We start from the raw sequence: 23,915 nt of genomic DNA, 5'->3' as shown, positions 1-23,915 counted from the left end.
ATAATACAGTAATTTACAAGTTCAACACTATTAAGCCCGATCTGTTTTTTAAATAGATGAGCTGATTATTATGTAGTACAAACGCCTCGGGCTGCATTTTTTGTATAGCGTTATGTAACAAATCGTGATACAAAAGGGTACCCTCCTCGTTAAATACAAACAAGTGCTGTTCAAGATGCTCCTGCAAAAGCGTGTGCAAAGATACAATTCTGAATCTATTGTAGCTGATATAATGAACCGCATTTGCATATACGCTGAGCGGTAAATATAAACTATTTACTTCCGCTGAGGGCAACAGTTCAGGGCTAATGATCTGATTATTCAGCGGTTGATCAGGAACCGGCTCGTATCCTCTTAGTGTATTGCCGGTTTTAACATCAAGTAAAAATAATTTCTTTGGTTGTAGCTGGGCATTGTAAACTACAGGGCCATTTACCGACAGATGATCAAAAGCTAAAGTAAAATTACTCCATAATGCCTTGCCCGTTGTAGCTTCAATAGCTGTCAAGCCCTTATGTACCGGCCCTGTGGCCGATTGGTAATTATGGAGTAGTAATACGCCACCATAAGCAGCTTCAATACCAGTAAGCCAGCGCTCGGGGGTAGTTAAACCTTCAAAATAAACCTCACCGGTTTGCAGGTTCAGGGCCGAAAAACTAACCTGCTTATCGGCATGGTCCCTGATCTCCAGAAACAGCGTTTGGCTGCTTTCGTCAATTTCCATACGCCAAACCGGGGCTTGGTAATTTTTGATGATGAAGGGTAAAAGCGAAGTCATAAAGTTGCAAATATGCTCATTAAAATTAAAACTGTTTACCTTTACCAAACATTGCCCGCAAAGGCATGTTACACTTAAAAACATCAAATTTATTTATGAATGCTAAAGAAATAAGCCTCGAAGAAGTTAAAGTAAAACCCGTAGTTGACCACCTGAACGACCTGCTGGCTAATTACCATATCCATTACCAAAAACTGCGCGGCTGCCACTGGAACGTTAAAGGCACAAGTTTTTTTACCCTGCACCTGAAATTTGAAGAGCTGTACACTGCCGCGCTGGTTACTATTGATGAGCTTGCCGAAAGGATCCTGAGCCTTGGCAAACCTCCTATCAGTACTTTTAAAGATTATATTGAAACATCAAGCATCAAAGAGATCCAGACCATCGGCCTAAAGGATACCCTGATGGTGAAAGCTATTATTGAGGACCTGGCTGCGCTGATAAAAATGGAACGCGAGATATTGACCATCACCGCCGATGCTGGAGACGATGGCACTAACGACATGATCAACCGCTTCATGCAATTCAACGAAAAAAACACCTGGATGCTGCGTTCATTCGTGAACGAGGACTAACCCGCACATAATCTTACTGTAAAAAAGCCACATCACGGACAATCCGGATGTGGCTTTTTTTAAAACGAGGTTTACACCGGTTTGCATATTTCGTATATTTGCACTAAACAAAATGCCATCACTTTAAGTGGCAGATGTTCTGTTTATTTTCCTATGGTGTAATGGTAGCACGTCAGATTCTGGCTCTGAAGATTGAGGTTCGAGCCCTTGTAGGAAAACTTGTTTTGGAAAGCTCTTAGCGTATCGCTAAGGGCTTTTTTTGCATTTTGTAGCCTTTATTAAAGACATTATAAAGAAAACATGCCTATATCATTTGAAAATTATGTAAAACAAAAAACTTATATCTATTAACGTGAGATAGGCACGATTTAATCTGACAGTTGAGTTACAAATTCTTTATTGTTTCCCAGTCAACCACGCCAACTTTATTTGCCCAGGCCAGGTATTCCTTTTCCAGTTTAATAACCTTTGCGCGATATTTCGTAGCCAGGTCCTTCGTTTCAGATCGGTCTGCTTCCAGATCATATAACTCCCAGGGTTGCTTCGGTTCGGCTACGAGCTTCCATTGGCCTTTTCTTATGGCCCTGCTACCTTCATGCTCCCAAAATAAAGTTTCATTACCTGACGCAGCTTTGCCTTTAAAAACATTAAGCAAACTGGTACCGGCCAATGTTGTAAGGCGCCTGTTTTTAAACAGAGCCGGATAAGTTACCCCGGCCAGTTCCAAACAGGTAGGCATCAGATCGATCAAGTGGCCAGTGCTGCTATTGGTAGTCCCGGCTTTGATATGTCCCGGATACCAGGCAATCAACGGAGTGGCTATACCACCTTCATGTGTGTTGCGTTTAAACAACTTAAATGGTGTATTGCTCAGATTTGCCCAGGGTATCTCATAACTGTCGATCGAATTTACGGAGCCGGGGGGGCCGTTCTTTTGTATTACTGTTGCCAGGCTTTTAACCTCATCGGCGCTGCCTCCATTGTCTGATGCAAAAAGGACAATGGTATTTTTGTCTTTTCCCAGTTGCTTCAATTTGGTCATAATCTCACCTATGCAGGCATCCATGCGGTAAACCATGGCGGCATAAATAGCCATCCGGGTATCCCATTTATCTTTTTCATCGGGAGATAATGAATCCCATGCAGGGGCACGTTTATCTCGGGTTGATAGCTGCCATTGTTTTTTAATGATACCTGTAGCTAATTGTTTCACATACCGCTGTTTCCGCAAAACATCCCAGCCCTTAAGGTATTGGCCTTTAAACTTTGCAATATCCTGTGGCAGTGCCTGAATAGGCCAGTGCGGGGCATTGTAAGCTACATACATAAAGAATGGTTTCTGCTGATCTTTGATCTCATACAATGATCTGATCGCGAAATCGGTAATAGCTTGCGTAAGATATTTTGAAGTATCGCTGCGGGTGATCTCTTTATCATTCAGCATAAAAGTGATCTTGCTGCCATCATTATAAAGCGGTGCCGAGTTGAAATAACTACTCCCGTTGTTCAGCATGGTGAATGATTGATCAAACCCGCGGTTATAGGCCAGTGCAGATTGCTGCAACCCAACATGCCATTTACCCGATACGATGGTGTTATAACCCGCCTCATCTTTCAGCAATTCGGCGATGGTGGCGCTATGCTCATTCAGGTATCCCTGGTATGCCGGAGAACCTTTGTATTTTACCATATCACCCACACCTGCCTGGTGCGGATACAAACCGGTAAGCAATGCCGCACGTGACGGACAGCACCTGCCCGCGTTATAAAACTGGGTCATTTTTAAACCTTCCCGGGCAAGTCTGTCAATATTAGGCGTGTTGATCTCTGAGCCAAAGCAGCCTATATCAGAAAAGCCCATATCGTCGGCCAAAATGACAACGATATTGGGCTTTTGCTTTGGGGCCTGCCCAAATACAGGCCCCGTGCAAAATAGAGCTACCAGTAGGTAGCCAATGTATTTGATCATGTTCCGGTTTTATTTATTATTGGCGGCCAATCCGCTTTTGGCCAGTTCGGTTTCGGCAATAACCTGGGTTGTTGATGAAAAGCCCTGCTTTTTCCAAACTTCCTTACCGTTTTTATACAGCACCAGCGTTGGCAATACATTTACCTTTAGCTCTTTAGCCAGATCAGTGTTGTCATAAACTTCAATACTGATCACTTTAGGGGTAAAAGCCGAATTTGCTTTGAGCGAATCCAATACAGGTACCAGCTTTTTGCAGGCCCCGCAATACTTCGACCCAAAATCAACCAACACTAATTGTGATGAAGCCGCCAGCTCATCAAATTGGGCTTTTGATAGTGAAACGCCTTTTTTGGTTGTAGAAATGATAGGATAACCCGAACCTATCCAATTGGCTAAACCACCGGGCAATTCCTCTACATCCTTAAATCCTTTAGCCCTCAGCTCGCGCGAAAGTACGGTGCTACGGCCATTAGCTATTGAGTAAACAAATGTCGGCTTTTCCTTATCCAAACCATCCAGTTTTTGCTGGTAATCTGCTGCTTTTGCGTCAACATTTACTGCACCTTTAATATGATTTTGCGCAAACTCTTCTGCCGAACGGGCATCTAAGATCTGCGGTTCTTTTGCCTGTTTTAGTTTGGCTGCAAAGGCTTCAAGCGATAATAAAGCAGGTGATTGGGCTTTCACCCCGCCGGTAAAAACTACCAGTAAGGCGAGTAATACAATTTTTAAGTTTTTCATAGTTAATTATTGTTTTCGAGTTTGTGGATCCGTTTGTTATTGATATCATCACGATCAATAAAAGGATAGATGTGATTCTTTTTGGCTTCCGCGTCAAACAGATCTTTCAGCTCTTTTAATTTTTCAGGATATTTTTTGGCGAGATCAACACGCTCATTAAAATCCTCGTTCAGGTTGTAAAGCTTCCAAACATCCTTATCGTAATTACGCTCAGGGATGGTTTTCTCTTTCGGAAAGTTCAGCAAGTCCACATTATCCGGTCGGTGTGCGGCTTCGGCCTTCCAGCCATCTTTGTAGATGGAGCGGGAAGTGAAAATGTAATAGTACTGCTGCGTATGCAATGTTTTCGCCTGCGCATTGTTGAACGAGCTAAAGAATGACTTACCTTGCAACGTATCCTGCTTAATGCCCTTAACGTACTCCGGTAGTTTTAAACCGGCCGCCTCAATAGTGGTCGGAAATACGTCTGATACATGGCTGTACTGCGTACGGATGCCGCCTTTTTCTGTGATCAGTTTTGGATAATAAACTATCAGCGGGTTATGGGTGCCTCCCTCAGCGTCAGCATCCGATTTCCAATATTTGAACGGTGTATTAGCTGCCTGTGCCCAGCCTAAAGGATAGTTGGTTGAAGCCTCTGGCGTACCAATGGTTTCGTAATCGCTTTCGTTCTTTTTAATATAATCAGCCTCGGGTGTGGTTGCTGCCGAGTTTTTAGGATTGATAACGCCATGTACAGTTCCTTCCTTACTCGCTCCGTTATCCCCTATCATCACAAAAACCAAAGTATTATCAAACTGGCCCGAAGCTTTCAGATAGCTGATCACGCGGCCAACCTGGTGATCGATGTAAGTCAGATATCCTGCATAAACCTCCATAAACCGGGCATACAATTTTTTCTGATCGGCAGGCAGGCTGTTCCAGGCCTGGATCCGCTCGTTACGCTCAGGCAGTTTGGCATAAGCAGGAATGTAACCGGCTTTTTTTTGATTTTCAAATACCTTTTGGCGGTAAGCATCCCAGCCTTCATCAAACTTGCCTTTATACAGGTCGCTCCATTCATGGCTCACCTGGTGCGGGGCATGGGTTGCTCCCGGCGCATAGTATAAAAAGAAAGGTTGATCAGGTGCTGCCTTGTGCGCAGCATCAATATAAGCAATGGCTTTATCAGTGATCTGCTCGTTCAGGTTGCGGCCGTCGGGTTTGATATGGAAGTTATCCTCTACCAAATGCGGCGGGTTATACTGATCGGTAGCCGATTCCAGGAAGCCGAAATGATGGTCAAAACCCTTACCGGTAGGCCAGCGGTCAAACGGACCGACGGCTGTGGTGTCCTCATCAGGCGTTACTCCCCATTTACCTACAGCAAAGGTGCTGTAGCCGTTAGCACGAAGCGCCTCGGCAATGGTGCCTTTATCAGGCGGAATGCGACCATCATATCCCGGGAAACCGGCAGCGGTTGAAGCGTGGGCAAAGTTACCCATGTGTACATAGTGATGATTACGCCCGGTAAGCAGGGATGAACGTGTTGGCGCGCAAATACCAGCCGTGTGAAAATTGGTATAACGCAAGCCGTTGTTGGCCAGCGTATCAAAATTTGGAGTACTGATCAAACCACCAAAGGTTCCTGAGGCGCCGAAGCCTACGTCATCCAGCAAAATCCAAACAATGTTTGGAGCGCCTTTTGGCGCTTTGAGTGGTTTATTCCACCACTCTTTTGATTCGGCAAGTGTTTTGCCTTCTACGCCTTTATAATTGGCGGGATCAATTGGCGCTATGTTTGCCGGCGTCACCTTTACCTGCGGCAATTGCGCAACCACAGGCGCGCTGAACGCAACGGCCATTGCCGACATGGCGACAATTCGTTGATAAACGGATTTCATAATTGTAATGGTTATATAAGTTTTTTAATTAATCCAATCAAAGCTATAGCTTTGGGCTTTGTGCCTTCCGCTTTTAGCTTTTATATCATTGGTTACTTTTTATAGTTTTTGTGGATGCGCTGGTGATAAACATCATACCAGTCGATAAATGGATACAGATTATTTTTTTGAGCTTGTGCCTCAAAAACTGCTTTCAGCTCCTTTAACTTTTCAGGATATTTTTTGGCGAGGTCAACCCGTTCGTTGAAATCCTCATTCAGGTTGTATAACTCCCAGGTATCCTCATCAAAGCTTTTATCGGGCACGTTTTGGCCAACTTTAAAATCGCCCAATTCTACGTTATCGGGGTGGTGTGCAGCTTCAGCTTTCCAGCCATCGCTATAAATCGATCTCGACCCAAAAATGTAGTAGTGCTGCAAAACATGTTTTGATTTTGCTTCGGGATGATCAAATGAATACACCAAAGAAGTGCCCTGCAAAGTATCCTGCTTAATGCCGCGGATATACTCGGGCAGTTTAATACCGGTATACTCCAATGTAGTAGGCAATACGTCAATCACATGCCCGTATTGGGTGCGGATAGTGCCTTTGTCTTTAATGCCTTTTGGATAGTAAACTATCAGTGGGTTACGGGTACCTCCTTCGGAGTTGGCATCCTGTTTCCAATATTTAAATGGTGTATTGGCCGCCTGTGCCCAGCCTAACGGGTAGTTAGTGCTGGCCTGTGGTGTACCGATATCGTCAATGTCTTCAATATTGGTTTTTAGGTAAGCGTCTTCTGCAACAAGTTTAGCCGAGTTCTTTTTAGGGTTGATAACACCGTGAACCGTCCCTTCTTTACTGGCCCCGTTATCACCAATGATCACGAACACCAGCGTATTATCCAGCTGACCGCTTTGTTTCAGGTGATTGATGAGCCTGCCAACCTCATGATCGGTGTAGGTAAGATAGCCGGCATATACTTCCATAAAGCGGGCATACAGTTTTTTCTCAGCATCTGGTAGTGATTTCCAGGCCGGGATGCGTGAGTTACGCTCGGGTAGTTTGGCGTAGGCCGGGATAATACCCAATTGCTTTTGCCTTGCGATGACCTTTTCCCTGAAATCGTCCCAGCCGCTGTCAAACTGGCCTTTGTACAGGTCGCTCCACTCCTTCGCAACCTGGTGAGGCGAATGCGTTGCACCCGGCGCATAGTATAAAAAGAATGGTTTATCAGGAGCTACTTTATGCTGGCGTGTAAGGTAGAAAATGGCCTTATCGGTGATCTGATCAGTAAGGTGGCGACCATCCGGGGTTACGTGGGCATTGTCCTCAACCAAATCAGGCTTGTATTGATCTGTTGCCGATCCTAAAAATCCAAAGAAATGGTCAAAGCCTTTGCCCGTAGGCCAGCGGTCAAACGGCCCTGCATCGGTAGCATCTTCATCAGGTGTCAAACCATATTTACCAACCGCGAAGGTGTTGTAGCCATTTTCGCGCAAGATCTCCGCTATAGTCCCCTTATCAGATGGAATGCGCCCATCATAACCAGGAAAACCTGCCGATAAGGTAACATGCGAAAAACCACCTTCATGAACATAATGATGGTTACGTCCGGTTAATAAAGCTGATCGCGTCGGCGCGCAGATCCCTGCTGTATGAAAATTAGTATAACGCAGGCCATTATTAGCCAGCGTATCAAAATTGGGGGTCTTGATGACGCCGCCAAAAGTGCTTGTAGCGCCGAAGCCAACATCATCTAAAATGATCCATAATACGTTTGGCGCACCGGTGGGCGCTTTATGAGGCTCAGGCCACCACTCCTTCGAATCATCAAGCGTTTTGCCCACCGTGCCGCCAAATACCGGCGTTTGTCCGTTTTGTGCTTTGGCTGTAAATGCTGCAAGCAAGCCAAGCGACAGGAACAATGTTATTTTCTTTGTTTTCATTTGTATGTTGGTTTATTCGGCATAGCTGGAGCGGAATTTCACACCCCAGCGGCCGTTTTCTTTGGTTAGTATGTATAACGATAATTGAGATTACTGCCAGCCGGGGTTTTGCGTAAGCTTACCATTGCTGTTATCAATTTCCTGCTGAGGTATCGGGAACAGGTAAAATTTGCCTGCCGCGCCTTTGCTTACATTGGTTTTACCAACTTTAAGCAGGCTTGCCTCCAATATTCCATTGCCCGAAGCATCCCGCTCGCGGATCAAGTCAAACCAACGCTGGTATTCAAATACAAACTCCAGCCTACGCTCTAAATAAACCGCGTTACGAAATGAAGCCTGGTCAAGCCCGGCAAGATCGTCCAGCCCGGCACGTTTTCTCACCCTGTTGATAGAAGCATATGCTTTGGCAGTTGGCCCGTTTAATTCATTTTCTGCTTCAGCATGGATCAGCAATACATCCGAAAAGCGGATGATAGGCACATTGGCGCCCGACTCGGCTTCGTTAGATGCCACGCCCGGATCATAATATTTATTAAAGAAAGGGATAGAGTCGTTGGGAATAGTAGCGTCATTCAGCTTACCATACCACAGATTAGTTGCAGGACTTTGAAAGCGCGTTACAAAACTCACCCGCTTACGCTTATCATTGGCCGGATACAACTTATAAATGCTGAAAAACTTATCTACGCCGCCGGGTTTGGTAGCATCGGGCACCGGGTAAAACACCACCTGATCGGCATAGCTGCCCACTATACCCGGGATACCGTTCAATATTGATCGCGGAGCCTGGTTGTTGCCCTGTCCCTGTGAGTTTGATTTAAACTGCGCCGAAAAAATATGCTCCTTTCCATTTTTGGTCGCAGGCAAAAACACATCGGCATAGTTGGCAAACAGGTCATAGCCGTATGGGCCATTAATTACAGCTTCTGCCTGCGCTACGGCCTTATCCCATTTACGTTCGGTAAGATAAACCTTAGCCAGTAAGGAGTTGGCTGCACCCGCTGTAGCCCTGCCTACATCCGGACCGGTATAGTTATTTGGCAAATCGGCAGCAGCATTGGTTAAATCGGTTTCTATTTGTGCATAAACGGTAGCCGCGGCTGTTCTCTGAATTTGCAGATCAGATAGATTAATTGATGTTTGATCGTGCAATACCAGAGGCACATCGCCATACAAACGCACTAAATTAAAATAATACAATGCCCTCAAAAACTTCGCCTCGGCAACAAGCCTTTTATTTAGCGTAGCATCAAATTTGATATCAGGAATGGTATCAATGGCGATATTAGCCTTTTTAATAGCTGCATAATGCTGTTGCCAGATCTGCAGGATCCTTAGGCCGGAAGCTGAATGGCCTAATACAGACTGTGAGCGTACGTCGGCATTGGTAGCACCGGGGCCGGGACCTTCATCATCGCCCATAAAATTCATACCCGTGTTAAAAAGGGTGTTGTACGGTGTTTGAACACTATTTGCCCCGGCGTTCAATAACGAATAAGCAGCTGTGACTGCTGCCACGGCGTCTGCCTGGGTTTTATAAAACTGGCTTGCCGGGATGAACGACCGAGGGTCTTCCTTAAGTTTGGCGCATGAAACAGCGGCAAAAGCAACCAGTATAATAAGGTATTTAATATTTTTCGTCTTCATATCTTAAAAAATCAAGGTTTAGCCGTTACAGGGTAAGCCCTATGCCAACTATTACAGATTTATTGTTCGGGTAAGCACCGTTATCAACTCCTGATGTAATGGCCGATTGCTCGTTGCTGCTTACTTCAGGGTCGTAACCGGTATATTTGGTCCAGGTTGCCAGGTTTTGGGCACTCAGGTATATCCTGACTTTCTTGATAGGCGACCTGGAAAGTACCGACTGCGGAAAAGTGTAACCAAAACCAAGGCTTTTAAGGCGCAGGTATGAGCCATTCTCCACAAATCTATCCGATATAGTTGGTGCAGGGTCCTGGTATGCGCTATGTACATCGGTGTTAGTGTTGGTCGGCGTCCAGCGGTTTAGCAAGGTAGTTGTAGCATTGGTATAGCCTGTTCCTAATTCCAAAACACCTCTTTGCTGATTGTAGATCTTGTTGCCATATGATCCTTGCAAAAACACACTCAAGTCAAAGCCTTTATAGGCAAAAGTGTTAGTGATACCTCCGGTAAATTTAGGCTGCGAGTTACCAAGAATTACCCGGTCGCCGCTTTGTGTTATTTTACCATCGCCGTTAATATCCTGATAGTTTTGACCTCCCGGCGAAGTATTGGCAGCCGGGGTAAGTACCGGTCCGCCGGCCTGGATGAGGCCATTGGTTTTGTAACCGATAAATGAACCTATAGGTTCGCCAACTTTAATGATGGATGGCAGCGACGAATCTGGGATGAACTGGTTAACGCCGTTACCGCCAAGGCTCAGCACTTTATTACGGTTAACTGCAAATACCAGGTTGGTGTTCCATACAAAACTGCCAACAATATTGCGCGAGTTAATACCCAATTCAAAACCCTTGTTTTGCACCGAACCTACATTTTCATACTGCTGCGGGTTGGTAATAGCAGTGTTGGTAATGATGGTTAAACCGCTTGTTGCCGGTAAAGGCAGGTACAACAACAGGTTGGTTGTTTTCTTGTAGTATACATCGGCTGTTACAGTAACCCTATCTTTAAACAAGCCCAGGTCGAAACCAAAATCATACTGGCTTGTTTTTTCCCAGGTTAGGTTGGGATTGTATAAACTATTTGGCGCGAAACCAGCAACTGTTGAGTTACCAAAATTGTAACGATAATAACCTAACTGCGAGTACGACTGGTAAGCCGGGATATCGCTGTTACCTGTTTGTCCCGCACTCAACCTCAGTTTCAACTGGCTGATAGCCGTTACATTTTTCAGGAAATCTTCGCTCGATGCATTCCAGGCAATAGCAGCCGATGGGAATGATGCCCATTGATGCCCCGGTGCAAACTTCGATGAACCATCGGCACGCAAGGTTAACGTTAACAGGTATTTGCTGTTAAAACCATAATTGATCCTACCCAGGTATGATTTTAAAGCCCAGGTATTTGACGATGAAGATGGCGCTATAGCAAACCCACTGCCCGATACCGAAGTAACACTGCCCGAACCGAGGTTGTTAAAGGTATCGTAATCACTAACAAAGCCCGATGAACCTGTTATGGCGCCTTCGGCCTTAAACTGCTGCTGGGTAAACCCTGCCAGCACATTTAATGAATGTTTACCAAACTTTTTGTTATAGGTAAGCGTGTTTTCATTAAGCCAGTTAAATGAGTTTAGCGTACCAACCTCGCCAAGGCCCGAATAACCTGATCCCTCATAAACGGTAGACGGCAGGTAGCGGTTTTGTTTATTGTCGATGATATCCACACCGGCCAATACTCTTGCGGTAAGGTTTTCGGTGATCTTATAATCACCTGCGATATTGCCTAAAATGCGGCTTGTGGTAGTTGTATTGGTTTGGTTATATAGCGTATTGATCGGGTTTCCGTAGGTGCCCTCAAATACGTTTTTGATAAAGAATGAACCATCGCTATTGTAAACCGGGGTGGTTGGCGTCATTAGCAAAATGGCAGGAACGACACCCTGGGGTGCAATTTGCGCGGTGGTGCGGCTACCGGTAATGAATGAAGAGATCTTAAACTTATCGTTATAATCGTGCTCTACATTTACCCTGCCTGCGTAACGCTCAAAGTTGGTATTTTGCAAGATCCCGTCCTGTTTAAAGTAATTGCCGGAAAAGGCAAGTCTTGTACGCTCGGTACCTGAAAATATCGAAAGACTATGATTTTGTGAAGTCCCTTTACGGAAAGCGGCACCTTGCCAGTCGGTATTGGCATTGTATGGATTAAGCTGCGCTTCTGTTTGGGCGGTTTTACCGGTGTTTACCAAAGCATCGTTACGCAAAGCTTCCCATTGAGAAGTGTTAAGCAGCGACAAGTTTTTAATTACCTCCTGTTTACCGAAGCTGCCATCATAATTGATAGATGATACGCCAGCTTTACCTTTTTTAGTGGTGATAATGATTACACCATTGGCGCCGCGTGTACCATAAATAGCCGTGGCCGAAGCATCTTTCAAAACCTCAATGCTTTCAATGTCCGAGGTATTGATAGATGCCAGCGGATTGATCTTTGGGCCATTGGTTACACCGGCATCGGTAAGTGAGTTGCTGTTTGAAGTAGGAAAACCATCAATAATATACAATGGTTCGGCAACAGCGTTGATAGAGTTTACACCGCGGATCTGCACGGTTACGCCTGCCCCAGGCTGCCCGGTAGCCTGTGTTACCTGGATGCCCGAAACAGAGCCCTGCAAGGCCCTGTCGAGCGAAGGAACCGGCTGCTTCAAAGCAAGCGCAGGTACCGAGGCTACCGAACCGGTGATATCCTTACGTTTTTGGGAACCGTAACCCACCACAACCACCTGGTTTAGCTGGGTTTGAGCGTCTTTAAGTTTAATTTCAACAGGGCTGCCATCGGCAATAAACTCTTTCTTTTCGTAGCCGGTGAAGGTGATAATGAGTTTGTATGGAAATTTCTGGCCGGTTATAAAGCTGAATTTACCTTCAATATCGGTTGAAACTACGTGCGTGGTACCCTGGATCTTGACCACGGCACCGGGTAATGGCTCGCGGGTTGTGCTGTCAATTACACGGCCAACCAGGTGCGAATTGATGGTAGGCTGCGTTTGCTGCGCGATGGTTAACAACGGAAAAGCAATAAGCAACAGAAATGGGATTAATAGTAGTTTTTTCATGTCGACAGGTTTTTAGAAGATGAAAAACCGGACAACTGATCAGTAACCGTATTAAACGACATGTATAATTGCTGCGGATGAAAGGCATCCTCAATAATTTGCAGCGTAAAGGATGCTGCGTGCAGCGGAGAAGGCAACGCATAGCCAACCCCTGCATTTGCAATATTTTGCATAGATTTGAATATTAAAATGACACCATTGAAACAGGCTCAACGCCAATCGATCCCTGTTTCGTTGTTTTAATGACTGAGGGAAAGGCTTTGCTTTTCCCTTATTTGAAGAATGTAATTGTTTACTTTTTCATGTTCCTTTCTGGTTATGCCTGTTGAAGCAGGCCGATCAATCATTTATTTTAGGGGTATTATTTAATTGCTTACACAACGGAAACCAAGGTGCTCCATACCGCTATCTTCGGTAGTTTTCATCCGGCGCGATACGCGGTAACCGGAGCAGTAGCTGTCGTTACACAAAAATGAGCCGCCCCGCACTACCCTTTTAATGGCATAAGGCTCGTCCGGGTCATATGATTTTGAAGCGCCTTTGGGGTTTTTAACTCCCCCCGGGTTGTTTACTGTTTTGTAATAGTTATTATTATACAAATCGGCACACCACTCCCATACATTACCGGCCATATCATACAGGCCGTAACCATTGGGTGCAAACGAGCTAACCGGGGCCAGGTAATAATAATGATCACGTTGGGTGTTTTTATAGGGAAAACTCCCCTCCCAGGTATTTGCTTTGGGCAGCCCCTCATTCACCTTCTCATTTCCCCAGGGATAGATCTTATCTTCCAGTCCGCCTCTCGCGGCCCGCTCCCATTCGGCTTCAGTTGGTAAACGTTTGCCTGCCCATTTGCTGTAAGCTACGGCATCGTACCATGACACCTGCACTACCGGGTAATTATCTTTACCCTTGATATCGCTGCCCGGCCCATGTGGGTGTTTCCAGCTGGCACCTGTTTTCCACGCCCACCATTGGCTGTAATCGTTCAGGTTAACCGGTTTATTTGCCGGCACAAATATCAGCGAGGCCGCGACCAGCAAACTATCAGCAGGCTTTTCGGTACCCGGGGGCATTTGCTTTTTGAGCTCGTTCCAGTCGGGCTTACGCTCGGCTGTGGTGATATAGCCTGTGGCTTTCACAAATTTTTCGAACTGGGCATTGGTAACCTCGGTTTTATCTATCCAAAAACCATCGACACTTACGTCGTGTTTGGGGTATTCATCAGGTTCAGCCTGCTGGTTATCGGCTCCCATTCTGAAAGTTCCGGCCGGTACCCAAACCATCCCCGCATGGCTGGTTTGGGTATTACCCGTATCGGGCAGAGCAAGCGCCGCACCGCTTAACCCCGCTGCTTTAAACCTGTTGGGGATATTTGATTCGCAGCAAAGTTTCTTTTTAGCACCGGGAACCGTGGCAACCGCAATACCCGCCACTGGTTTCGCCGGTTGTTTACATGATGCTAACCATACGGTACTAAAAAGTATAAGTACAATCTTTTTCATTACGCTTTTACAGGCTGTAACTGAAATGCTGTGTCAACCTGTTCAGCTTCGGGCTGCACTGCAACATCGGGTCTGTATAAGTGATGAGGCTGCAAAGGCACATCTTCTCTAATCATCGGGCCACCGGCTGCAAGTTCACTTCCGGGTATCTTTGATTTAAATAAAGGCCAGGCCAGCTGTGCGTACCATTGGTCGCCTTCATAATGCGAAATACCATAAGCTTTAGGATACTGACGCGAGATATGAGCCGTACCGAAAATAATGTCCCACCAAAAGAACATATTACCAAAATTACCTTTATAATAGCCTACCCCGTCATCGGTAGTAGCTGCATGGTGCGCATGATGCGTTGCAGGCGTTGAAATGGTACGTTCAAGGATCCAGGCCAGGGGGTGTAATATTTTATACTGATAAAATGGTTTATCCCATGGAATGCTTGAATGCGCCAGTGTGGTAATGGTACCTTTAATACCTTTCACCACTACCGCAGGGATCCCCAAACCAAGGTAAACCAAAGCTGTGGTTAAATAGGTTTGCGAAAAAAAGATGGTATAAATGATATTTTGCCTGCTGGCCATTGCCATACCCATGTATGATGCCGAGTGGTGTGTACGGTGAAAACGCCATAGCCAGGGCACCTGATGGTGCAAACGATGATACCAGTATTGGGTAAGATCATCGGCCACCGCGATGATGATGAATCCCCAGAAAAATGGAACCCAATCAAAGGTGTTCTTTAATCCTGGTAATACAACCGGCAGCACTTTTAATCCGTAATAGGCCACCATTGGTTTTACCACCAGTTTAGGGATGGTAAAGCAGGCAATATCCACCCATTTTTCATTTTTGTTCCAGCGCTTTTTATAAAGGCCGAACGAAAATTCCAATACACCGAGTACCAATACCAAAACGGAAAAGCCATAGCCGTTAAGGTTTTCTATTATTTGCTTTATCTGATCAATCATTGTCTGGCGAGTTTGATGTTTTAGTTTTTATGGTGTTTTCCTGTTTATGCTGATGTTGCTTCTTTTCCCATGGGCGCTGACCGGTGATGGCGAAAGTGCCAAACATGAGCGCGATAGGCAGGATATAAAGCAGCAGGCTCAATGAAGCGTTTTTGATAATCTGCTTTTTGGTTGATTGATCCAGTTTCATAAAGGTGTACTGTTTTGAGGTTGAACAATTTGCGCTGTTTTAGTTGCAGAGCCTTTTTCCAATAGCTTACGGCCAAGCCACAGCCCGCCAAAAATGATAACAAAAGGTATGAGGGTTACTATAACGCCTACCAACACCTTTTTCCCAATCAGGGAAACGTCGTTAATGGTCATAATGAACTTATATTAAGTGATTAACAATGCAGGCGTTGCATAGCAATCCGCATAAAGCAGCAATGCCTGGTAAATAATGTAATGAATTGAAAAATTGAGTACCGTGCGATCAACGCACGATTATGGAGGAGGGATTACCCCTTGTGACGTAGCCTTAACAGCAGCAACAAGAATAACAACAAGAAGTAAAAGCAGCAGTATTTAACTGATGATTAGCAAAGCCGTATTTAGGTAAAAGTTCGGGTTGCATGGTGGGTGCTTTTAAGTGATTTAATTATTGTGATTAATTTTCTGAAGCAAATGTAAAAAAAGATTTGATAAATACTACTAATTCTATAGAAATTATATAATAATTATAAATAAAGTAAAGATGTCCCGGCGTTTTTTTGAGATACTTCTGGCTACGTCCCGGATTACCTGAACTAATACAGAGATCAGCCTACAAAGAACCGTAATTAGGCTACAAAGCAAAAGGCTTGTTCCCCGAACTTTGCTTTCATCAAATAAAATATAATATGACACAGCAAACGAATAAAATATGGTTCATCACTGGCGCTTCGCGCGGCCTGGGACGTATATGGACAGAAGCGGCATTGGAGCGCGGAGATCAGGTGGCCGCGACGGCCCGCGATCTGAGCAGCATCGCTGCATTAAAAGAACAATATGGCGATCGGGTATTGGCACTGGAGCTCGACGTAACTAACCCTGCTCAGGTTAAAGAAGTCGTAAATAAAGCGCATGAGCATTTTGGCCGGTTGGACATCGTGTTGAATAACGCGGGGTATCCACTGATCGGGACGATCGAGGACGGCAGTGCCGGCGATATCCGCGCCCTGTACGAAACCAACGTGATAGGCCCTGTTAGTGTTATCCAGGCGGCTTTGCCGCTGCTGCGTGGGCAAGGTTACGGACATATTTTGGGTACTTCCAGTAACCTGGGGCATCTGGCCATGCCGATCCTGGGCTATTACTGCTCGTCCAAATGGGCGTTTGAAGCGATCCATGAAAGCCTGGCCCTGGAAGTGGCGCAGTTCGGTATCAAAGTCACCATCATTGAACCGGGCGCATATGCAACAGAATTTGGTAGCGATCAGATCCCGAAGGTTTTCGAAGGAAATCCGGTCTATCACGATTTTAAAGCGAAATTCATGGAGGGACTAAAAGGCATGGAGAGAGGCAACCCGGCCGCTACCCCGCAGGCGCTGTTCAAAGTGGTGGACTCTGAAAACCCGCCGCTACGTTTTAACCTTGGTAGCCATAACCTCACCGGCCTGAAAGCTGCCTATACGGAGCGCATTGCCACCTGGGAAGCCTGGGATGAAGTTTCGCGCTCGGCGCAATGAAATTACAAAATACGGACACCAGCCACTGCAAATTACGGCCTGGTGTCCTTAACTTAGCTATGATGAAAAAGGATGAGAACCCGCCCTTGAAACTGGAGTCGCTGACCGAGGCGCACCGGATGTTCGGCTTGCCGCAGCCTAAACACCCACTGATCAGCCTGATTAACGGCGCACACACCTTGTTGGAAGGCAAATTGCCCACCCGGCATGTGCTGGCCTATTACAAGATCGCTTACAAGCCCAGGCTGGGCGGTAAGTTGAAATATGGCCAGGGTTATTATGATTTTGATAACGGCGGTTTGTTATTCGCCGCACCGGGGCAGATCATCGGCGGTAACGACCTGGAGGGTACAGTATGCTCAGAGTACACCCTGATCATCCACCCGGATTTCTTTTTGGGGTACCCACTGGCCAAAAAGATCAAGCAATATGGCTTCTTTTCCTACAGCACCAACGAAACACTGCATCTCTCGGAAGAAGAAAAAAACACGGTCCTGGCTATCTTTAGCTTTATGGAAAAGGAACTCGACGGCCGGATCGACGACTTTAGCCAGGAGGTGATGATCTCCCAGATTGAACTGCTGCTCAGTTATGCCAACCGTTTTTATAAGCGGCAGTTCCTGACGCGCAAAGCGGCCAGCACCGATATCCTGCAACGGTTGGAGGAAACCCTGGATGCGTATTTCAATGATGAACTGACGTTGAGCCGCGGCATCCCTACTGTTGCGTATCTGGCCGAAAAACTGAACCTTTCGCCTAACTACCTGAGTGACATGCTGCGATCACTGACCGGACAAAGCGCCCAGCAGCACATTCATGACCATCTCATTGAAAAAGCGAAGGAAAAATTGTCCACCACCAACCTGTCGGTCAGCGAGGTGGCCTATGCTTTAGGTTTTGAGCATTCACAGTCGTTCAGTAAGCTATTTAAGACCAGGACGAATCTCTCGCCGCTGGAATTCAGGAAATCTTTTAATTGACAACTTACTGTTATCCGCTATCATTTTAATAATTACACGTTTGGCAGATAATAGTTGACCCGTTTTTTTGCAGCTGCCAGAATTGCCGGTTGTTCCACAACTTGAACTACCGGGGTTTGCAGTCGCCAGAAACGTTTACATTTGCACAGAAACGCCCTTTTTCAAATTGCCTGCTCCAAAATATTCTTTGCCATCTTTAAGGACGACAACTTTTAAATGGGCAACCTCCTTATTAATGGGATAATTGCCCTCCCGGGCAACCACACGCAACATGATTTCGTGGCCGCTTTTTGTTGCCTTGAATTTGATTTTGCTGTACTGCTTTTTCTTAAATTCCCAACCTTCGCCCCTATCCCAGTAAAGTTCGCCCGTAGCGTTGCCTTTTGCATCTGGATTAATATATAGCGTTAAAGTGTTCAACGATTTCTCACCTGTATTTTGGATAACGTTTCCGGCAGGAATAATAGCACCGCTTTTCAGCAATAATTTAGCCTGATAAGGATCTGATTCTTCGCCATCAACAAGCGTTACCTTCTCCCATTTTCCGGCAGGCAGTTTGATATCTTTAGCAAAAGATGGAACTACCAGAAGGTTGTTGCCTAATAAAAATGACTGCTCTTCACTTCTTAAACTTAAATCTTTCGGATCGGCAAAAAAAGATGGTTGCATTACCGGCAAGCCTGTTTTGTGGGCATTGTAAAACAGCGTATAAAACAATGGCAATAAGCGATACCGACGACTAATGGCTATCTTCGAAGTTGTTTCAACGGCATCGCCAAATGCCCATGGCTCTTTGTTATTAGTACCCGCGCAGGCGTGCCCGCGGGCAAACGGCAAAAACACACCGAAGCCGAGCCATTTGGCCCACAGATCAGGACTGGTATTACCCAAAAAGCCGCCAATATCGGGCCCACTGAAAGGCTGACCTGACAAACCAAGGGTAAGGGACATCGGTACTGATACTTTCATAAACCGTTCGTCGGCTAAATTATCTCCCGTCCAGGTTGCGGCGAAGCGCTGGCCACCCAGCAAATTGGCTCTTGTTAAAATAAATGGCCGCTTATTTGGATTGGCCTCCATCACACCCTGTCGGGTAGCCTGAACCATCAACCGCCCATAAGCGTTATGGTATAACAAATGCGGCCCGGTGGGGAGTGCATCTCCACCCCTGTGTTGGTTATTATAAGGCATGGTACCTAATCTCTGCTCTTTCGGTAAAGCCTCGTCATTTACTGCCGGCTCGTTCATATCGTTCCATACACCGTCAACCCCGGTAGCCATAAATTGATGATACAAATCCGCCCACCAGCTACGCGCTGCAGGCATGGTAAAATCAGGGAAAGCACAATCGCCAGGCCAAACTTTGCCGTGATATTCCCTGCCGCCAGCGTCTTTAACCCAAATATCGTTGGCTGATCCGGATTGATAAACCGCATATGCACTATCAGCCTTAACACCTGGATCTATCATAAAAACAGAATGAAAACCTTTGGCATGCAGATCATCGTTCAGTTGCTTAGGATTTGGAAAATTATTTTTATTGAAGGTAAAAACACGGAAACCTTCCATGTAATCAATATCCATCCAAATGGCATCGCAAGGTATTTGCTTTTCCCTGAAGGTGTTGGCTATTTCCCTCACACGTTGCTCTGAAACGTATGAAAAACGGCACTGCTGATAACCTAAAGCCCACCTTGGCGGCATTTCTATAGTGCCGGTCATTTCGGCCAGCCCCTTAACCACCTCTTGCGGTGATTGACGATCGATCACAAAGACACGAAATAACGGACCTTCGGTATTGTAGGTTATTTCTTTCGAATCCGTTTTCAGCTCCGCTTTCCAATAGCTATCAAAAAGAATTCCGAAAGCGGTGCCGTCTTTCCGTACACCCATTACCCAGGGATGGGTTTGATAAAGGCGTTTTCCATTATCTGTGCCATAAGCACCGTTATCGGTATTCCAAAGTTTTATAGTTTGGCCGTTCCTTAATAGCGGGCCAGTGACTTCTCCACCGCCATATAGGCTAATGTCGCCCTCCAAATGAACAACAGCGCTTGCCTTCCCCTCATTCAAATTAAACTCAGGAAAAATACGCCATCCTGCCGGAACAGCTTTTTTAATAGAAGGTTCCCTTTGGAGCATCAGAGATGGAACTTTAGATTGATTGAAACCTTCAGGAACAAATTCGACAATGGATTTGCCGATGAGGCCCGATTGCCGGATAGGGATATTTTTTGCATCGACCGAAGAAAAGACCAGCAGAAAAAAGAGAATCAGATAATACCTGATAGAGGTTGTCATATAAAGTTTTAGTTGATGAATTTTAATCCTGAACATTACAGGATCAAAGTAAAACATGAAGGCAGCACCGTGAGCAACAAGTTGTTTCTACAGGTCGAAAAATCCAGCGACATATTTAATCAACAATTTAATATTCAGCCATTTAAATAGAACCCGCATGAAAAAAATCTCATAAAAATCGCGCAACCAGCCAATGCATAGCTTAAAAAACCGCGTTTTTCGAGCGAATATCCCTTTCCTTAAAACAGAGCTTGTAAATTTTAGATGTAATTTTATCCCCGTTTGCATAAAGCATCCCTCTTTTGTTTTCGAAATTGGTTTTTGCCGCCTTAGTATATTATCATGCAAACACAACATCTGCCGAAATCATTCAAATTTATATAGTTGAAAATGAAGAAAAATTTACTGCTTGTTATTATCTCATTATCCCTGGTAGTTCGCTGTTATTCGCAGGAACTGAGATCTGATAAAATATTAGCTGTTCTGAAATCTGAACTCGAAAAAGAGAACTCGTACGATCTTAAAAAAGAAGACCGCATAAAACAGCTCCGCATTCAGCTTAACCTCAGCGACAAAAAGAACTTTAATGCCCAATACGCCCTTTGCAGCCAGATTTTTGATGAATACCATTCCTTTAAGTTTGATTCGGCATTTATGTACGCGAGGAAGATGATCACCCTTTCAGAAAAGTTTAACAATACCAACAAACTAATCAGGAGCCAGGTACAGCTCGGCAGCACGTTGCTTAACTCCGGTTTTTATAAAGAGGCTTTTGATGCTGTTGAGGCCATTAATATTCATGGCTTATCCGATTCGTTGAAAGCAGATTATTTTAACCTCCGCGCAAGGCTAAACGCGGGGATTGGTGATTATGATGATGACGCTTATTTCTCGAAGATCTATCGCCAGCGATCTGAAGAAGATTTTAAAAATGCCGAGGTCGCAACGCCATCAAATGAGTTTGAAAAAACCATCAACATGGCATTTCAACCCGACTCGATCAGGGACAAAAAACTAACCCCCGATTTTTACTATGACTTTATCATTAGTGAGAACCTGCCCGAACACAAAGTGGCGATGGTTGCCACCAGGCTCAGTTTTGCCTACACCGGCGATAACCGGATCTTGTTCCTGGCACTTGCCGCGATAAACGATATTCGATCGTCAACCAAAGAAACACTGGCGATATTTCTGCTGGGGCAGGAACTGTTTAAGCGGAGCAAAACCGAAGACGCATATATTATGATGCAGCACGCTGTAAAAAATGCAAAGTTTTACGGAGCCCGGAGCCGGGAGGTGCAGATAGAATCCATATTACCACTTGTTGCCGGTAAGGTTATCGACCAGAAACAACACGAAAGGGATAAATTACTGATAGGCTTCCTGATATTTTTGATTGTTGCTGTAGTACTTTTCTTTTTACTGGTGATTTACCGGAAGCAGATTGAACGCATTAAAAATAACGAGCGTGTAATTAAGGAAATTAACAACGACCTAAAAAGCATTAACGACAAGCTCTGGGAATCATCAAGAATTAAAGAAGAATTTATTGGCTTGTTTTTTAAAACCTGTTCATCTTATATCGAAACACTTGATAAAGTTAAACGCCGTACGCAGCACAACATTAAGCTTGGCAAATACAATGAAGCCAACGCGGTGCTTGACAAAGTACAGGTAGACAAAGAAAAAGATCAATTGTATGACACTCTGGATACCATGTTTTTAACGCTCTTCCCAAATTTTATAACATCTTTCAATGCCCTGTTAAAAACCGAAGACCAGATCTGGCCTAAAAGCGGTGAAATGCTGAATGCCACCCTCCGGATCTTTGCTTTGATGCGCCTGGGGGTAAGCGAATTAGAAACTATTGCCCAAATACTTGATTATAGCGTAAGCACCGTGTACACCTACAAAAACCGGGTAAAAGTAAAGGCAATGGTACCTGCCGAGGATTTTGAGCGAAAAATAATGGAGATCAAATTTATAGATGATCTGCAACCTGTCGGTGCATCGTTATTGACCTAAGGTGCCAAAGCAAACAGCCACCGGATCCTGAAATATCCGGTGGCTATGGGTTAAACCAACCGCTTAATAGCCGGGGTTTTGTTTGAATTGCGGATTAACGTTCATAATATCCCGCCCGATAGGAAATATCTCGGTATGCTTGTCTCCATCAGGTTTCTTATCCCACCAGGTACCGGTGTTGAACACTCCCCAACGGATCAGGTCGGTACGTCTCCGGTTTTCACCAAGAAATTCCCGGCCCCACTCGTCAAGCATTTCCTGGTCGGTGAGCTGGCTACCATCCGGTTTATAAAGGCTTGAAGACCCATCAGGATAGTTGCGTCGCCTTACCTGGTTCAGATAATTGGCGGCACTGGCTTTATCACCCGCCCTATAACGGCACTCGGCCAGGGTATAATAAATTTCTGATAACCTGATCTCCGCGTAAGCTGAAGTGATCCTGTTAGGATCTGGTGTTGGATAAATAGGATATTTCACCATGAAAATGCCGGAGTTATGGTCGGCATGATTCATATCCGACTCCTTATCTGCAATTTTGGTTCCCGGTTTTGCGCCGAGGAACATTCCCACCTGGTCGCGGATGTAAAGTGGATAAGGGCCTTTATTGCCTTTAACAGTATCGGTACGGCTTACACCGTTTACCAAATGCGTATAAGGCAGATAGCCATATAAAAACATACCCTCGCGAGTACTGTTGCCCAGGTTTTTATATTTCTTTAACCGCAGGTCATCGGGGTATTTATGAAATTTAACATAAGGTTTGCCCAACTGGAAAGCGTACTCAACGCTATCTATATCGTGCCCGGGTTGTAATGCATAGCGCGGGTTAGCCTGCCCGAAATCTGTAAATCCGCAGTATAGCGGAGCTGCGTCGTAAGTCATTCCCCAAAAAAACATCCCGCCATCGTACTGCCAGTGTGTGCGCGCCAGTGAGCCTGGAAAACCGTAGATCACTTCCGAGTTTAATGTGGTGTTGGTATAATCGAAAGGGGCATCCCATCGCGTATCAAGTTGATAAGCGCCATATTTACCGCTAATGATGTCACGGCAAACAGCTTCGCATTCGGCATATTTATCGGTACCGGTATAAACTTTGGCGTTGAGATAAAGTCGGGCCAGCAATGATGCAGCACCAGCTTTGGTCCAGCGCCCTATACCTGCTGCTCCAAGCTGTTGCCGGGTGGGCAATCCATCGATAGCGCCTTTCAATTCCGATTCGATGTAATTAAACATTTCCTGCGGGGTAGATTGCGGGTTACCGTGTGTAGCTGTTTTTACATCGGTAACAATTTCAATATTGCGATAAAAATCAAATGCCCGTAAATAAAACCAAGCCCGTAAGGTATGCAGTTCTGATTTAAAATCGGTTAATTCTGCATCGGTAACACTGAGTTTTGCCGGGTCTTTGATGCCTTCCATATCGGTAAGCGAGTTGGTTGCCAGCACAATGCCCTGGTAAAAGTTTGTCCATGCACCGCTTGTAAAGCCATCTGTAATAGTCCAGGTATGGTAATGCATACGTTGATAGTAGCCACCATCCTGCCAATCGCCCTGGCGGTTGTAGGTAGCCATCTCGTCGGTACAATCTTCGCCTGCAGCATAAACATCGTTGCCCTGGATACTCCAGTACGCGTGTTCAAATGGGCGTAAAAAATCCCTGATCACATCATCCCTCCTGCTCAGAAAACTCGCGGCATCTACCTTATCATACACGTGCTCGTCGAGTTTTGTACAGCTGGCAGTCAGCATGGCCGACAGTAAAATACCGCTGATATATACTTTATATTTTTTCAT

General features: G+C 45.3%; 18 protein-coding genes. 4 read left to right on the top strand and 14 right to left on the bottom strand.

The features are described 5' to 3' along the window. Positions 1-13: 13 nt before the first annotated feature. Positions 14-778 (bottom strand): DUF4905 domain-containing protein, encoded by a 765-nt coding sequence (locus IEX80_RS13095; protein ID WP_176623441.1) that lies wholly within the window; start codon positions 776-778, stop codon positions 14-16. A gap of 95 nt (positions 779-873) precedes the next feature. Between IEX80_RS13095 and IEX80_RS13090 the strand changes: the two genes are divergently transcribed. Continuing rightward, positions 874-1,353 (top strand): Dps family protein, encoded by a 480-nt coding sequence (locus IEX80_RS13090; RefSeq protein WP_090526149.1) that lies wholly within the window; start codon positions 874-876, stop codon positions 1,351-1,353. Positions 1,354-1,738: 385 nt separating this feature from the next. Here IEX80_RS13090 and IEX80_RS13085 read toward each other — a convergent pair whose 3' ends face one another. From IEX80_RS13085 to IEX80_RS13035, 11 genes are all read right to left on the bottom strand, one after another. Continuing rightward, the gene (locus tag IEX80_RS13085; RefSeq protein WP_188833141.1) at positions 1,739-3,322 is read right to left on the bottom strand and encodes an arylsulfatase; all 1,584 of its coding nucleotides are present in this window, start codon (positions 3,320-3,322) and stop codon (positions 1,739-1,741) included. A gap of 9 nt (positions 3,323-3,331) precedes the next feature. Further along, positions 3,332-4,063, bottom strand: coding sequence for a thioredoxin domain-containing protein (locus tag IEX80_RS13080; protein WP_188833140.1), 732 nt, complete (start codon positions 4,061-4,063; stop codon positions 3,332-3,334). A gap of 2 nt (positions 4,064-4,065) precedes the next feature. Continuing rightward, complete coding sequence (locus tag IEX80_RS13075; protein WP_175489888.1) at positions 4,066-5,946, bottom strand: arylsulfatase; 1,881 nt, start codon at positions 5,944-5,946, stop codon at positions 4,066-4,068. A gap of 92 nt (positions 5,947-6,038) precedes the next feature. Then, the gene (locus IEX80_RS13070) at positions 6,039-7,874 is read right to left on the bottom strand and encodes an arylsulfatase (RefSeq protein ID WP_090523940.1); all 1,836 of its coding nucleotides are present in this window, start codon (positions 7,872-7,874) and stop codon (positions 6,039-6,041) included. 90 nt (positions 7,875-7,964) lie between these two features. Beyond that, positions 7,965-9,521 (bottom strand): RagB/SusD family nutrient uptake outer membrane protein, encoded by a 1,557-nt coding sequence (locus IEX80_RS13065; RefSeq protein WP_090523937.1) that lies wholly within the window; start codon positions 9,519-9,521, stop codon positions 7,965-7,967. A 25-nt stretch (positions 9,522-9,546) separates the two neighbouring features. Beyond that, positions 9,547-12,636 carry a SusC/RagA family TonB-linked outer membrane protein gene (locus IEX80_RS13060; RefSeq protein WP_188833139.1) on the bottom strand — a complete coding sequence of 1,030 codons (3,090 nt, stop codon included), beginning with the start codon at positions 12,634-12,636 and terminating at the stop codon, positions 9,547-9,549. After that, positions 12,633-12,809: a hypothetical protein gene (locus tag IEX80_RS13055; RefSeq protein WP_188833138.1), complete on the bottom strand. Its 177-nt coding sequence runs from the start codon at positions 12,807-12,809 to the stop codon at positions 12,633-12,635. Before IEX80_RS13055 ends, IEX80_RS13060 begins: the two co-directional genes overlap by 4 nt. A gap of 192 nt (positions 12,810-13,001) precedes the next feature. After that, positions 13,002-14,144, bottom strand: coding sequence for a formylglycine-generating enzyme family protein (locus tag IEX80_RS13050; protein WP_188833137.1), 1,143 nt, complete (start codon positions 14,142-14,144; stop codon positions 13,002-13,004). Then, complete coding sequence (locus IEX80_RS13045; RefSeq protein WP_188833136.1) at positions 14,144-15,109, bottom strand: sterol desaturase family protein; 966 nt, start codon at positions 15,107-15,109, stop codon at positions 14,144-14,146. The genes IEX80_RS13050 and IEX80_RS13045 overlap by 1 nt, the downstream gene beginning before the upstream one ends. Next, positions 15,102-15,299 carry a hypothetical protein gene (locus IEX80_RS13040; protein WP_090523922.1) on the bottom strand — a complete coding sequence of 66 codons (198 nt, stop codon included), beginning with the start codon at positions 15,297-15,299 and terminating at the stop codon, positions 15,102-15,104. The genes IEX80_RS13045 and IEX80_RS13040 overlap by 8 nt, the downstream gene beginning before the upstream one ends. Further along, positions 15,296-15,472 (bottom strand): hypothetical protein, encoded by a 177-nt coding sequence (locus IEX80_RS13035; protein ID WP_188833135.1) that lies wholly within the window; start codon positions 15,470-15,472, stop codon positions 15,296-15,298. The genes IEX80_RS13040 and IEX80_RS13035 overlap by 4 nt, the downstream gene beginning before the upstream one ends. 515 nt (positions 15,473-15,987) lie before the next feature. Between IEX80_RS13035 and IEX80_RS13030 the strand changes: the two genes are divergently transcribed. Together IEX80_RS13030 and IEX80_RS13025 are read left to right on the top strand one after the other, a co-directional pair. After that, positions 15,988-16,815 carry an SDR family NAD(P)-dependent oxidoreductase gene (locus tag IEX80_RS13030; RefSeq protein WP_188833134.1) on the top strand — a complete coding sequence of 276 codons (828 nt, stop codon included), beginning with the start codon at positions 15,988-15,990 and terminating at the stop codon, positions 16,813-16,815. A gap of 62 nt (positions 16,816-16,877) precedes the next feature. Next, on the top strand, positions 16,878-17,795 hold the full coding sequence (locus tag IEX80_RS13025; RefSeq protein WP_188833246.1) for a helix-turn-helix domain-containing protein: 918 nt from the start codon (positions 16,878-16,880) through the stop codon (positions 17,793-17,795). 135 nt (positions 17,796-17,930) lie between these two features. Here IEX80_RS13025 and IEX80_RS13020 read toward each other — a convergent pair whose 3' ends face one another. After that, a complete protein-coding gene (locus IEX80_RS13020) occupies positions 17,931-20,096 on the bottom strand; it encodes a TIM-barrel domain-containing protein (RefSeq protein ID WP_188833133.1) in 2,166 nt (721 codons plus the stop codon). A gap of 390 nt (positions 20,097-20,486) precedes the next feature. On the opposite strand from IEX80_RS13020, the gene susR reads away from it, so the two are divergent. Beyond that, a complete protein-coding gene (gene susR / locus IEX80_RS13015) occupies positions 20,487-22,121 on the top strand; it encodes a SusR family glycan utilization regulator (RefSeq protein WP_188833132.1) in 1,635 nt (544 codons plus the stop codon). Positions 22,122-22,184: 63 nt separating this feature from the next. On the opposite strand, the gene IEX80_RS13010 is transcribed toward susR, so the two are convergent. After that, positions 22,185-23,915, bottom strand: coding sequence for a RagB/SusD family nutrient uptake outer membrane protein (locus IEX80_RS13010; RefSeq protein ID WP_176623418.1), 1,731 nt, complete (start codon positions 23,913-23,915; stop codon positions 22,185-22,187).

Source organism: Mucilaginibacter rubeus (genome assembly GCF_014643835.1).
Classification (GTDB): domain Bacteria; phylum Bacteroidota; class Bacteroidia; order Sphingobacteriales; family Sphingobacteriaceae; genus Mucilaginibacter; species Mucilaginibacter rubeus.
Note: the sequence above shows the minus strand (reverse complement) of the source record. Positions and strands in the feature narration are given on the sequence as shown.

Excerpts from the sequence above, each read along its gene's own strand:
- IEX80_RS13095 (WP_176623441.1), bottom strand. The coding sequence starts at position 778 with ATGACTTCGCTTTTACCCTTCATCATCAAAAATTACCAAGCCCCGGTT.
- IEX80_RS13090 (WP_090526149.1), top strand. The coding sequence starts at position 874 with ATGAATGCTAAAGAAATAAGCCTCGAAGAAGTTAAAGTAAAACCCGTA.
- IEX80_RS13085 (WP_188833141.1), bottom strand. The coding sequence starts at position 3,322 with ATGATCAAATACATTGGCTACCTACTGGTAGCTCTATTTTGCACGGGG.
- IEX80_RS13080 (WP_188833140.1), bottom strand. The coding sequence starts at position 4,063 with ATGAAAAACTTAAAAATTGTATTACTCGCCTTACTGGTAGTTTTTACC.
- IEX80_RS13075 (WP_175489888.1), bottom strand. The coding sequence starts at position 5,946 with ATGAAATCCGTTTATCAACGAATTGTCGCCATGTCGGCAATGGCCGTT.
- IEX80_RS13070 (WP_090523940.1), bottom strand. The coding sequence starts at position 7,874 with ATGAAAACAAAGAAAATAACATTGTTCCTGTCGCTTGGCTTGCTTGCA.
- IEX80_RS13065 (WP_090523937.1), bottom strand. The coding sequence starts at position 9,521 with ATGAAGACGAAAAATATTAAATACCTTATTATACTGGTTGCTTTTGCC.
- IEX80_RS13060 (WP_188833139.1), bottom strand. The coding sequence starts at position 12,636 with ATGAAAAAACTACTATTAATCCCATTTCTGTTGCTTATTGCTTTTCCG.
- IEX80_RS13055 (WP_188833138.1), bottom strand. The coding sequence starts at position 12,809 with ATGCAAAATATTGCAAATGCAGGGGTTGGCTATGCGTTGCCTTCTCCG.
- IEX80_RS13050 (WP_188833137.1), bottom strand. The coding sequence starts at position 14,144 with ATGAAAAAGATTGTACTTATACTTTTTAGTACCGTATGGTTAGCATCA.
- IEX80_RS13045 (WP_188833136.1), bottom strand. The coding sequence starts at position 15,109 with ATGATTGATCAGATAAAGCAAATAATAGAAAACCTTAACGGCTATGGC.
- IEX80_RS13040 (WP_090523922.1), bottom strand. The coding sequence starts at position 15,299 with ATGAAACTGGATCAATCAACCAAAAAGCAGATTATCAAAAACGCTTCA.
- IEX80_RS13035 (WP_188833135.1), bottom strand. The coding sequence starts at position 15,472 with ATGACCATTAACGACGTTTCCCTGATTGGGAAAAAGGTGTTGGTAGGC.
- IEX80_RS13030 (WP_188833134.1), top strand. The coding sequence starts at position 15,988 with ATGACACAGCAAACGAATAAAATATGGTTCATCACTGGCGCTTCGCGC.
- IEX80_RS13025 (WP_188833246.1), top strand. The coding sequence starts at position 16,878 with ATGAAAAAGGATGAGAACCCGCCCTTGAAACTGGAGTCGCTGACCGAG.
- IEX80_RS13020 (WP_188833133.1), bottom strand. The coding sequence starts at position 20,096 with ATGACAACCTCTATCAGGTATTATCTGATTCTCTTTTTTCTGCTGGTC.
- susR (WP_188833132.1), top strand. The coding sequence starts at position 20,487 with ATGAAGAAAAATTTACTGCTTGTTATTATCTCATTATCCCTGGTAGTT.
- IEX80_RS13010 (WP_176623418.1), bottom strand. The coding sequence starts at position 23,915 with ATGAAAAAATATAAAGTATATATCAGCGGTATTTTACTGTCGGCCATG.